The organism is Dactylosporangium sp. CA-139066 (assembly GCF_050936175.1).
Lineage (GTDB): Bacteria > Actinomycetota > Actinomycetes > Mycobacteriales > Micromonosporaceae > Dactylosporangium.
Genome location: NZ_JBNJNH010000001.1, coordinates 4362046 through 4373422, shown reverse-complemented (window position 1 = coordinate 4373422; position 11377 = coordinate 4362046). Strand labels below are relative to the sequence as shown.

The following is an 11377-nucleotide window of genomic DNA, read 5'->3' as shown; positions in this document are numbered from 1 at the left end:
TTGTCACCGTGCCGATTCGGCCGACACCGCTCCATCACCCGGCCATGACAGTGCAGACGCACGTGCATTTGCACCGACAGGCACCACGGATACCATGAGTGCGCTGCGCATATACACCGAGATCACTCTGTTGAGATGAGGACGATGGCATTCAACTGCACTGGCGCCGCCGTGCAGGTCCGGCTCGTTGGGGACCTCCACGCCGACGCACCGCCAGCGGCGCGCGGGACCGTTGAGACGGTGCTCGATGCCGCGCTGGGACAGGTCGACGTGGACATCGACGGCGTGACGTTGCTTGCGACTGCAGTGATGGCGATGCCGCATGCCGCGGTCCGCCGTAGCGGCGGTCTGCAGGCGTATCTGTGGGCCGACGGCAGTGCGGGCGGCGCGGCGTGACCGAGCCGGCCGTGCATGTGCTGACCCTGCCTGAGCAGGACTATCTGTACGGCAGCGGCCCGCTGCGCCTGCGGGTCGAGCACGTCGACGTCGACCGGCCGTTCGCGTACGACGGTGAAGACTGGTACGGCGTCAGCGGGGTGCAGCTCGACCACGCCGGCGCTGACCTGCACGCGGTCCAAGTGCTCGTCCGCGGGCGGCGCATCCCGGCCGCGCTGCGTACCTGAGGCCCGGCAGCACACGGAGAATGCGATCCCCGCCGCAGTGGTAGCCCCGCCATACATGGCCGCACCGCCGCTCGGCGGGCGCCATCCACGCCGGCGGTAGCCCGGCCCCGCGTGATCGGCGGGTCCGTCTGCGGGCCCGCCGACCACGGCGGACCGGGCCGGTGCGCGACGCCGTGGCGATAACTGCCGCCTCACCGCGAGGATGGCTGGGCCCGGCCGACGAGCTCACCGGCGATGCCGTCGAGCAGGAAGCGCAGTCCGAGGTCGAAGCGTTCGTCGGGCGTCGGGCCCCCGGGGCGGGCGAGCCAGGACGTGAGCAGCGGCAAGCGCCCGTCGGCCGCGGCCAGGCCGTGGATCGGCTCGAGCGCGGCCATGAGCGCGGCCGGGCTCTGCAGCCCGTGCTCGCGCTCGAAGCGGGTCTCGACCTGTTCCTGCTGGGCGCTGCCGAAGACGTGACGGTCGAGCAGCGCGGCGTAGGTCAGCGCCTCGGTGACGCTCGCGCCCTGCCCGGCGAGCACCGCCAGCATGAACTCGGTCCGGCGCATCTGGTGCGGGCCGGCCGGCGGGCGGGTGTGCACGAGGTCGGCGAACCAGCCGTGGCGCTTGGCCATCTCCCGGGTGCCGGCGGCGAGGACCCGCAGGTCGGCGCGCCAGTCCGGGCCCGGGCCGCTGGGGATCGGCACCTCCGCGGTGACCGCGTCGAGCATGAGGTCCACCAGGCCGTCCTTGCTGTGGACGTATCGGTAGAGCGCCATCGGCGAGTAGGAGCCGAGGCGGGCGGCGACAGCCTTCATCGTCAGCCCTTGCGCCCCGGCTTCGTCCGCGACCGCGATGGCGGCCCCGACGATCTCTTCGCGGCCCAGCAGCCGCTGCCGGGGCGGGGGCGAAGGTAGGTTCCAGATCGGAGTGTACGGCATAAGATTGAGTTTATGACGTACACTTCCGCCATGCGAATCGGTGTGGTCAGAGGGATCAGCTACGGGCTGTTCGGCAAGCCGGACCAGTTCGTGCCGCAGGCGCGGCAGCTGGGCGCCGGCCTGATACGGGCATACCTGTTCTGGGGCCAGATCGAGCCGGAGCCCGGGCGCTACGACTGGTCCGCCGCCGACGCGCTGCTGGACCAGTGCGTGGACGGCGTCGACGTGTGGCTGACCGTGTGCTCCAGCTCGCCGTGGGCGACGCGCGTGCCGACCGACTTCCTGCCGCCGTCCCCGGCGCTGGACCCGCGGCGATACGGCGCGTTCGTCCGGCGGCTGGTGCGCCGCTTCGGCGGCCGCGTCCGCTACTGGCAGTGCGACAACGAGCCGAGCAACACCGGCCTGCTGTGGAGCGGCACGGCCGCCGAATACGTGGAGCAGCTCCGGGTGATGTACCAGGCGGTGAAGGAGGCCGATCCCGTCGCGTCGGTCGTGCTCGGCGGCTGCGGCTACGACATGCTCGGCAGCGCACCAAACAGCGAGCAGCGGCGCTTCTTCGACGAGATCGTCGCCGGCGGGCGGGACGCCTTCGACGTGTTCGACATCCACCTCTACGGGCCGCCCGAGCGGATACCGGAATACGTCGCCACCGCGCGCCGGCTGCTCGCCGCACACGGCGCCGACAAGCCCATCGTCGCCGGCGAGCACGGCGGGCCCGTCCTGTTCGAGTTCCCCGAGGTCGAGCCGGTGCTGCAGGACACCATGATGCGCGCCTACGCGGACGTGCCGGCCACCCAGAGCATCGGCGAGCTGCGCGAGCGCGCCGCCCAGGAGACGCCGGAACGGCGCGCCATGCGGGCGCTGTACGAGCAGATGCCGCAGCTGCCGCCGCGCCTGCAGATGCTGATGGCCGGGTGCCCGCCGCAGCTGGAGGCGCAGCGGCACCGCATCAACGCCTGCCAGATCGCCCAGCGCACGGTGCTCGCCCTGGCCGAGGGCATCACCGTCACCGCCTACTGGAACCTGGCCCCGGAGGTGCCCGGCCCATCGGATCCGTATCAGCTGATGCACCTGCTGTTCGGCAAGCTCCCGCTGCTGGACTACCGCGACGGCGAACTCGGCGTGCGCCACCCCGCCGCGGACGCGTTCGCGCTCGTCGCGCACCACCTCCACGACGCCACCGGCGCGCGGCGCCTCGACGCCGGGCCGGTCGCCGCCTTCGGCATCGATCGCGACCGGGGACCCCTGCTCGTCGCCTGGGCCGGCACGCCCGCCACCGTGACGCTGGCCTGGCCCGCGGCGAACGCCACCGCCGTGGATGTCTTCGGCGCCGAGCACCCCGCCGCCGTCACCGGCGGCGAGGTGCGGTTCGAGACCGGCCCGGCACCCGTGTTCGTCACCGCGGGCTGAACCGGCGCTGTCAGTCGAGGCCGTAGGGCGGCCGCGGCCGGTAGGGGGCCTCGAGCCGCTGCGTCTCGGCGGCACCGAGCCGCAGCCGCACCGCAGCCAGCGCGTCGTCGAGGTGCTCGACCCGGGTGGTGCCGATGATCGGTGCGGTCACCCCCGGCCGGCCCAGCAGCCAGGCCATCGCGATCCGGGCCGGCGGCACGCCGTGCTCGGCCGCCACGGCCCGCAGCGCGGCCAGGATCTCGGCGTCGTTGCCGGGCGGACGCCCGGCGGTGGTGTCGTCGGTGCGCGCCCGGACGGTCCCGCCGGAGCCGTCCGGGCCGCGCGTGCCGGCCAGCAGACCGCGCGCCAGCGGGCTGTACGGGAGCACGCCGACGCCCTGCGCCGCGCAGAACGGCAGCATCTCCCGCTCGTCCTCGCGGTCGGAGAGGTTGTAGCGGGTCTGCATGGAGACGAACTCGGTCTGCCCGGCGTCCCGGGCGGTGAACTGGGCGACGGCGAACCGCCACGTCCACATGAGTGAAGCGCCGACGTACCGGACCTTTCCCGAACGGACGAGGTCGTTCAGCGCCGTCATGGTCTCCTCGACCGGCGTCTGCGGGTCCCAGCGGTGCACCTGGTAGAGGTCGATGTAGTCGGTGCCCAGCCGGCGCAGCGACGCGTCGACCGCGTCCATGATGTGGGCCCGCGACAGGCCGCGGTCGTTGGGGCCGGGACCGGTCGGATAGAAGACCTTGGTGGCCAGCACGTAGTCGCTGCGCCGGGCGAAGAACTTGCCGAGCAGCCGTCCGGTCAGCTCCTCGCAGGCGCCGTCGGAGTACATGTCGGCGGTGTCGAAAAGGGTCACGCCGCCCTCGACGGCGCGCCGGACGATCGGCTCGGCCGCCTCCTGCGACAGATACCAGGGCACCGTGGCGGGATCGCCGAAGCTCATCATGCCGAGGCCGATGCGCGAGACGCGCAGGCCGGACGAGCCCAGCCGGACGTAGGTCATCTCAGGTTCCATGCCGACATCCTCGAAACAGCGACGCCGCGACTGAAGGGCATACTGAAGGTGTGAGCCGCAATCCGCCTGCAACTTCAAGGCCTGAGGCCGCGACGGCCTTCGGGCGCCGGACGTCGGCGCTGGACGAGGTCAACCTCCGCCTGCTGGCCGAGCTCCAGCGCGATCCCCGGATGTCCATGTCGGAGCTCGCCCGCCGGGTGGGCATGTCGGCGCCCGCGGTCACCGAGCGCGTGCAGCGCCTGGAGGCCGCGGGCGTCATCCGCGGTTACCGGCTGGAGGTGGATCCGGCCGCGCTGGGCCTGCCGGTGGCGGCGGTGGTGCGGATCCGCCCGGGTCCCGGGCAGCTGACCAGGGTGGCCGACGCCATCCGGGCGACGCCGCAGGTCGTCGAGTGCCACCGGGTCACCGGCGAGGACTGCTTCGTCCTCGCGGTGCACGCCCCGTCGATCCCGGAGCTCGAGTCGATTCTGGACGTGTTTCTCATGTACGGGCAGACCACCACGTCGATCGTGGTCTCCACGCCCGTGCCGGCCCGCCCGCTGCCGCTGCCGGCCTGGGGGGCGTGACCGGCCACGGGGCCGGCGTCAGCCCTGATACGGCGAGGGCGAGGCGAGTGCCCCTCGGTGGGCTGGTTGCCCGGTTCCCGACCGCGAAACACCTCGCCGCGTGGGCCGGGCTGGCCCCGGGGCAACAATGCGTCACGGACCGAGACCCGGATCGGGGCCGTTTCCACCGGCTGCACCGCCGTTTCTGCCGTTGGATGGGGCCTTCGACCCTTGTCGGCGGGATCGACCTGGCGGCAGCCCCGGCCACGCCGTCCGTCAGAGATCAGCGCCAGATCCGTCGGACCGAGACGAGGTACCGCGATGAGCACGCTTTACGCCCTCATGGTCGGCATCGACGACTACCTCGGTCCGCAGGTCCGGCCCCTCTCCGGCTGCCGCAACGACATCGACGACGCGACCCGCTTCCTGTCCGCGCGGTGCGCCACCGGCACCGAGCTGAAGGTCGAATCCCTCTTTGACCACGATGCGACCGGCGTGGCGATCGTCGAGGGCTTCCGGACACACCTGGCCAAGGCCGGACCGGGCGACACCGCCCTGTTCTGGTTCTGCGGTCACGGTTCGCGCGCGCCGGTGCCGAAGGACCTGTGGCACCTGGAGGACAACGGAGCGTACATGCACACCCTCGTGTGCTCCGACAGCCGTCACGACGGACGTCCGGATCTGCTCGACAAGGAGCTCGCGCTGCTTGTGGACGACGTGGCGGCGGGCGGCGGCCATGTCGTCACCATCCTCGACAGCTGCTACTCGGGCGGGGCTGCCCGCGGTCCCGAGGTGCGCGTCCGGGCCGAGCGGCCCCGGTCCGACGTCGCCGACGTGTCGCTGGTGCCCGACCTCTCGAAACGTTACGCCACCGGCCCCCCGCCCGTCCGGCACGTACAGCTGGCCGCGTGCCAACCTACCGAGGTCGCTGGCGAGCAGCGGCTCGACGGCAGGCAACGGGGGCTGTTCAGCTGGGCGCTGCTGCAGGCTATGCGCCGCGCCGGCCCCGGCACGACGTATCGCGAGCTGCTCGTGCTTGCGCGCAACGAGGTCGAGCGGCTCTCCTACAGCCAGCGGCCGCATCTGTTCCCGTCCGGTTCCGGTCTCGCGGACCGGCCGCTGCTCGGTGGCGACACGATCACGCAGCCACCGTCGATCACGATGCGGCACGGACGCCACGGCTGGGAGATCGACGCCGGTTCGTGTCACGGCATGGTCGCAGGAACTGCCGACGAGCCGTACCGCGTCGCTGTCGCCGACCGGGCGCCGGCGCGCGAGGCGCAGGTCACCCGCGTCGAGGTGCGCCGCAGCATGGTCGAGCCGATCGGCTGGCGGCCCGACCCGCACCAGGTGTACCCGGTCGTGGTCAGCGCCGTGCCGATGCCTCTGACGACCGTGGCTGTCGACGCCGAGGAGCACCCGGAGTTCGCGGCGCAGGTTGGCCGGGTTCTCCAGCACTGCGGGCCGAACGGCGGCCCGTCGCCGCACGTGCGGCGGATCGGCGGCGCCGACAGCGAGCTGACGTTGTGTGCCTCCGCCGGGGGAAGGATCGCGATCACCGACCGGGATCGCTATGTCCTGCGCGACGGGCTCGCCCCGGCGGACGCTCGTCGCATCGTCGCCGAGCTGGAGCACATCGCGCGCTGGCGCCAGGTACGCAACCTGCGCAACCCCGCGTCGCGGTTGCACAACGCAGTCTCCCTGGAGATCGTCGAGCCGCTGCCGGGCGAGCGGAACGCACCACGCGACCGCGCGGCGGTGCGGCCGGACGACGACGGCGCCTTCCGGCTCGCCTATCACCTGCAAGACGGCGAGTGGACTCCGCCGGAGCGATTTGTCCGGCTGCGCAACAACACCGCGAACCGGTCCCTCTACTGCGTCCTACTGGACCTCACCGACGACTTCTGCATCGACGCCGATCTGTTCCGCGGCGCCGAGGTCGCAGCGGGCGCTGTCGCGCCGGTGGCACAGGGCGAACGCGTCGAGTTCAGCCTGCTGTCCGGCCGACGCGTCGAGCCCGGCGCCCAGGGACGCGACTGGCTCATGATGATCGTCGCGGAGGACGAGATCGCCGCGTCACCGTTCGAGATGCCACCGATCAGCGAGGCCGGACACGACACGGCGAACCGTGGGCCGCTCGGGCTCGAGGGTCTGGTCGAACGACTCGGTCGGCGTGCGGTCGACCGCGACGTCCGCCCCATCGTCCGGGCAGGTGTCTGCGACTGGTGGACGCTGGTCGTGCCGGTCATCACCGAGGTTCCGGCACGGCGGACGGACCCGTTCCATGAGTGACGCCAAACGCGCGATTCAGGACTGGTGGGACGGCGTGCGGTGGGATCCACCGGGCGAGGGCAGGGATGTCGTGGGAGCCGTGTTGCTCGTCGTTCAGGCAGCCGCAATCGCTTTCACCAGTGAGAGCGTGTCCGGCCTGTGGGCGTTGGCGCCAACGCTGCCTCTGGTTTGGATGACGCTGCGCGGGCGCCGTTGGGATCACGAAATTGCGAAGGCTTTCGTCCTGGTAACGCTGCTTCCGGCCTTTGTCGTGTCCGGACTCGTATCACTCGTCCTGCCCATCGAGATGCTCGCAGGGGACCTTCGTTACCGGCACAACTACGGGATCGTACTGATGGCGTGGGCGTACGTTCTCGTCTGCGGCCGGCAGCTGAGCGTGCGCCTCCGAGACGAACACGAGCAATGGGCTCGTCCCGGCAGGCTGCTCTTGGTGATGTATGGACTGATGGCGATTGCGCTCGTCAAGGAGATTCCTTCGATGGTCGCCTGTGACGAGTGGGAAGCACAGCTGCCCGGCTGGTTGCACACTGCGCTCTGCTGACCATGTCGGCCCGATGCACGCTCGTGGCCGTTGCACGGTCCGCGCGGTGCGTCCGTCAGATGGTTGCGGGATTCCACCGGAGGGGATGGCTTGTGGCTCTGACCGACGTGGTTGAGGCTCTCATGCAGCGACTGGCGTGGCACGAGACATCGCCGGATGCCGCCTCCGTCCTGGATGCCGAGGTGCTTGCCTGGGGTGCCGAGATCCTGTTGGGGTTCGGCCCGCCGGAGGGTCAACTCGGCCGCCGGGCGAGCGTCGATGACGTACTTACGCTCAAGGTGGCCGGATCTCTGTACCTGTACCGTGGGCAGTCGAGACCGGACGGCGAACAGGACCAGGACCTCGAGGCCGCTTGTGCGGTCTTCGCGTTGCTGCTGCCGCACCATGGCGACGTCCTTGACGACGACCTGCGAGAGGCGGTCGCCGGGACGGAGTGGCTCGGTCCCAGCGATGGGCTGAACGCATGGAACGAGGTCGGTCTGGTCCATCTGCAAGCCGCGGAAGGGCGAGCGGACGCGACGGCACTGAACCAAGCCATCGCGTTGTTCCAGCAGGCTGAACGCGTCGGACCGCCGGACCATCCCGCACGCGTGCTTCTGGACATGAACCTCTCCCATGCCCTGCGCCTGCGCTCCGAACGCAGCCGCGACATGACGGACGCGCGAGCCGCGGTCGCGCGCGCGAAGTCGGCGCTGGCCCGGAGGCCTGCGGGTGAGGTCGAAGCCACGAGTTGGCTCAATCTTGTCGCGGCCCAGTCCGCCCTGGCGAACTTGGGTGAGCCGGGCGCCCTGGATACCGCGGTGAACTCGGCTCGCCGTGCGGCGGCCACCGTCGCCGAGGACGCGCCGTCGCGGCCACGCATCCTTGCCAACTTGGGAACTGTGCTGCGGCAACGGCATCTGGCCGGCGGCAGCGCCGACGATCTGCGCGATGCTTACCGGGCAACCCGGGAAGCGTGGATGCTGCTGGCGACGCAGCCGCCCTCACCATTGCGGGTCCGGATAGACCTCAATCTGGCAATGGTGCTGCTCGACCTCTACCACCGGGAGCCCCGCCCCGAATACCTCAGCGACGCGATCGGCCGGCTGGTCCGCGGCACGGCCGAGCTTCCCGACGACCACCCCGACCGGTTCGGCGTCGTCGAGGGCCTGGTCCGCGCGCGACTGTGCCGGCTGGACGCCAGTGGCGAAGACGCTGACCGCGACGCCGCGATGGCGGAACTCGCGGGCGCCATGCTCTTGCCCACCAGCGATGCCACGAAGATAGCGGCCATGCGCGGCATTCTCGGCCAATTGCACCACGATCGGTGGGTTGGTCTGGGTGACTCCGCGGACCTGAACTCGGCGCTGGATCTCCTCACGCGCAGCCAGGCCGACCTGCCCGTAGATCATCCATACCGGCCAATGACACAGACCGTACTGGCGGCGTGTCTACGCGACCGGTTTGAGCAGACCCGCCAACCGGAGGACCTGCTCTGGGCGCTGGAACTGCTGCAGGGCGTAACCGCTCGCGAGGACTTCCCCCCGATCGCCGAGAGGCTTCGCGCCCTGGTGCGATCCGAGCGTGCCAACCTCGACGGCGATGTCGGCACGCTTCGGCAGTGCGCCCGCGTATTACGTGATGCGCTGGATGGGCACGACGGCGACGACGACCGGCGCCGCAAGCTGACGGGCCTGGCCCTGACGCTCACCTATCTGGCTAGACACTCCGGTGCACCTGGCGATCTCGAGGCCGCCATCGACACCGCCCGGCAAGCGGTCGCGGGGGCGAGCCACGGGGTGGCCCGGTCGGTGGCCTTGGCGAATCTGTCCGCCTCCCTCTTGCTTCGCTACCAGACCCACCACGGTCTTTCCGACCTGAACGAGACAATCGACGCCCTCGACATGGCGATTGCCGACCTACCCACGCGGCACCAGCTCCGCCGCAACCTCCTGTCCAGCCTTGGCTTGGCCCTCATGTTGCGCTATGGCCGCGTCGGCGACGAACAAGACCTTGTCCGGTCCGTTGCGTGCCACCGGCAGTCGCTGCTGCACACCCCGCCGGATGAGATCAGCAGCGAGCGCCTGAGCAGACTCGCCGGTGCGTTGATCCAGTACTTTGTCGACGCAGGTGACAGACCGGCGCTGCTGGAGGCCATCGACCGGAGCCGCAAGGCGGCGGCCAGGGCGGTGAAGGGCAGTTACGACCATTGCGTGGCGCTGGGCTGGTTGGCCCGCGCACTGAGCCAGCGGGCGATGGCGGAGCACGACCCGGATGTCGGGGATGAAGCGGTCGGTGCAATGCGGCAGGCGATTGCCGTCGCCAAAGGCCCCCTCTCGTCGGGAATGCGGCTCCTCCTGGCCCGGATCCTCTGGCAGCGGCAGCTTGTGGAAGCCGAGCCGGACCGGCAGATCGAAGCCGCGATCGACGCGTACCGGGCGGTGGTTGACGACGTGACCGTGCTGGCGTGGGAGCGGTTTGAGGCGGCCGGCGAATGGTCCATCATCGCCGACGAGGCCAACCAGCCCGCGCTGGCGCTGGAAGGCTCGTGCCACGCGGCTCGCCTGCTGCCCGAAGCGGCCTGGCTCGGTGTGCACCGGCGTGACCAGCTGCAACTGATCGCCGCCCACAACGGCCTGGCACAGTTCGCGGCGCGTTGCGCGGTGGCCAATGGACAGCCCGCGCTCGCCATTGAGCTGGCTGAATGCGCCCGGACCGTCCTGGCCGGACAGGCTCTGCAGATGCGACGCGACCTCAACAGCCTGCGCCGGAAAGCACCCGAGCTGGCCGCCCGCATGATCGAACTGGCCGCCGTACTCGACGACACGGGACTGTCGACATTGGACGACAGCCGAGCCATGCGGTCTCTCGATCTGCGTATCCGCGCAGCGAGGGACTGGCAGCAGCTCTATGCCGAGGCGGCCCGTGTCCTGGGCCCGGACGCAACGTTTCCACCGGACCAACCGACCTACGCCCGGATGGCCGCCTCGCTCACCGCCCCCGTCGCCTACATCAACGTCACCTCGACCACGTGTGTGGCGCTGCTGATGCATCCGGGTTCCGCCGCGCCGGACGTCGTGGAACTCCCAGACCTTCGCCAGGAGGACATCGACGCGGCGATCAGTGCCCTTCGCCAGGCCGCCCCGGGCCGAGCCGACCGCGTTGCCCGGGCCTCCCGCGCTCGCCAGACCCTCACCGGAACGCTGGCTTGGTTGTGGGAGACCGTTGCTGAACCCATCCTCACCGCGGCCGGCGCAGCGGCCCCGGTGCCGAGTGGCGCGACGTGGCCGCGCCTGGTCTGGTGCCCGAGCGGAGCCCTGGCCCGCCTGCCCATCCACGCCGCCCAGACTCGCCAGGGCGACGGCGCCCTCGACCGCGTCATCTCCTCCTACACTACGAGCGTCCGCGCCCTGCTACGGCCGGACGCTGTGCGCAGCACACCTACGCTGCTGGTGGTGTCCGCGGCGAACGCCCCCGGCCTGCCACCGCTCCCCGCAGCCGTCGACGAAGCCCGCGCCCTGTCCCGGATCGTCGAACACACCAGCGTCCTGGAAGGGCGGCACGCCGCAGCGGACGACGTCCTCGCGGCCATCCCCGCCCACACCTGCGTGCACTTCGCCTGCCACGCCGGATGGACCGATGCCAGCCCGTCCGGCACGCCGCGACTCGCCCTCACCACCGGCGACATCACCCCGCTCGACCTGGCCGGCCTGCGCCTGGACGGCGCCGACCTCGCCTACCTCTCCGCCTGCGACACAACGGTCGGGCTCCCCGACGCCGCTGACGAAGGGCTCCACATCGCCGGCGCCATCCAGCTCGCCGGCTTCCGTCACGTGATCTCGACACTGTGGACCATCGAAGACCGCGCCGCAGCCGAGCTCGCCGAGGACGTCTACGCACGCATGACCGGGCCCGGCAAGAACCTGGAGCCGGCCCGAGCGCCCGAAGCCTTGCACCATGCCGTTCGTGACCTGCGGCACCGCTCACCCGGCACTCCCGGGACGTGGGCCGCCTACCTCCACCTCGGGGGCTTCAGTCGCTGAGACTTCTCCCGGTACTACCGGGAC

Annotated in this window: 9 protein-coding genes and 1 pseudogene; 8 read left to right on the top strand and 2 right to left on the bottom strand. The window is 71.0% G+C overall.

The features are described 5' to 3' along the window. The first annotated feature begins 144 nt into the window (after positions 1-144). On the top strand, positions 145-396 hold the full coding sequence (locus tag ACQEVU_RS20000) for a hypothetical protein (protein ID WP_433325631.1): 252 nt from the start codon (positions 145-147) through the stop codon (positions 394-396). A gap of 11 nt (positions 397-407) precedes the next feature. After that, positions 408-623, top strand: a complete 216-nt coding sequence (locus ACQEVU_RS19995) for a hypothetical protein (protein WP_433325629.1) — start codon at positions 408-410, stop codon at positions 621-623. Between the two features lie 191 nt (positions 624-814). Here ACQEVU_RS19995 and ACQEVU_RS19990 read toward each other — a convergent pair whose 3' ends face one another. Next, entirely contained in the window at positions 815-1540 is a 726-nt protein-coding gene (locus ACQEVU_RS19990; RefSeq protein WP_433325627.1) for a TetR/AcrR family transcriptional regulator C-terminal domain-containing protein, read from the bottom strand. Between the two features lie 30 nt (positions 1541-1570). Here ACQEVU_RS19990 and ACQEVU_RS19985 point away from each other — a divergent pair, with 30 nt between their 5' ends. Then, on the top strand, positions 1571-2950 hold the full coding sequence (locus tag ACQEVU_RS19985; RefSeq protein ID WP_433325625.1) for a hypothetical protein: 1380 nt from the start codon (positions 1571-1573) through the stop codon (positions 2948-2950). A gap of 10 nt (positions 2951-2960) precedes the next feature. On the opposite strand, the gene ACQEVU_RS19980 is transcribed toward ACQEVU_RS19985, so the two are convergent. Next, positions 2961-3884: an aldo/keto reductase gene (locus tag ACQEVU_RS19980; protein WP_433334996.1), complete on the bottom strand. Its 924-nt coding sequence runs from the start codon at positions 3882-3884 to the stop codon at positions 2961-2963. A gap of 188 nt (positions 3885-4072) precedes the next feature. On the opposite strand from ACQEVU_RS19980, the gene ACQEVU_RS19975 reads away from it, so the two are divergent. The 5 genes and pseudogenes from ACQEVU_RS19975 (at position 4073) to ACQEVU_RS19955 (ending at position 11353) form a co-directional block, all read left to right on the top strand. Next, positions 4073-4519, top strand: a complete 447-nt coding sequence (locus ACQEVU_RS19975) for an Lrp/AsnC family transcriptional regulator (protein WP_433334994.1) — start codon at positions 4073-4075, stop codon at positions 4517-4519. Next, positions 4516-4692: pseudogene (locus ACQEVU_RS19970) on the top strand (transposase); the annotation flags it as partial. The gene ACQEVU_RS19975 and the pseudogene ACQEVU_RS19970, both read left to right, overlap by 4 nt. 127 nt (positions 4693-4819) lie before the next feature. Then, entirely contained in the window at positions 4820-6790 is a 1971-nt protein-coding gene (locus ACQEVU_RS19965) for a caspase family protein (RefSeq protein WP_433325623.1), read from the top strand. After that, on the top strand, positions 6783-7331 hold the full coding sequence (locus ACQEVU_RS19960; protein ID WP_433325621.1) for a hypothetical protein: 549 nt from the start codon (positions 6783-6785) through the stop codon (positions 7329-7331). Before ACQEVU_RS19965 ends, ACQEVU_RS19960 begins: the two co-directional genes overlap by 8 nt. Positions 7332-7423: 92 nt before the next feature. Beyond that, positions 7424-11353: a CHAT domain-containing protein gene (locus tag ACQEVU_RS19955; protein WP_433325619.1), complete on the top strand. Its 3930-nt coding sequence runs from the start codon at positions 7424-7426 to the stop codon at positions 11351-11353. Positions 11354-11377 lie beyond the last annotated feature (24 nt).

Bases quoted from the DNA above. Each gene is read 5' to 3' on its own strand.
- ACQEVU_RS19965 (WP_433325623.1), top strand. From the start codon at position 4,820: ATGAGCACGCTTTACGCCCTCATGGTCGGCATCGACGACTACCTCGGT.
- ACQEVU_RS19960 (WP_433325621.1), top strand. From the start codon at position 6,783: ATGAGTGACGCCAAACGCGCGATTCAGGACTGGTGGGACGGCGTGCGG.
- ACQEVU_RS20000 (WP_433325631.1), top strand. From the start codon at position 145: ATGGCATTCAACTGCACTGGCGCCGCCGTGCAGGTCCGGCTCGTTGGG.
- ACQEVU_RS19990 (WP_433325627.1), bottom strand. From the start codon at position 1,540: ATGCCGTACACTCCGATCTGGAACCTACCTTCGCCCCCGCCCCGGCAG.
- ACQEVU_RS19985 (WP_433325625.1), top strand. From the start codon at position 1,571: ATGCGAATCGGTGTGGTCAGAGGGATCAGCTACGGGCTGTTCGGCAAG.
- ACQEVU_RS19980 (WP_433334996.1), bottom strand. From the start codon at position 3,884: ATGATGAGCTTCGGCGATCCCGCCACGGTGCCCTGGTATCTGTCGCAG.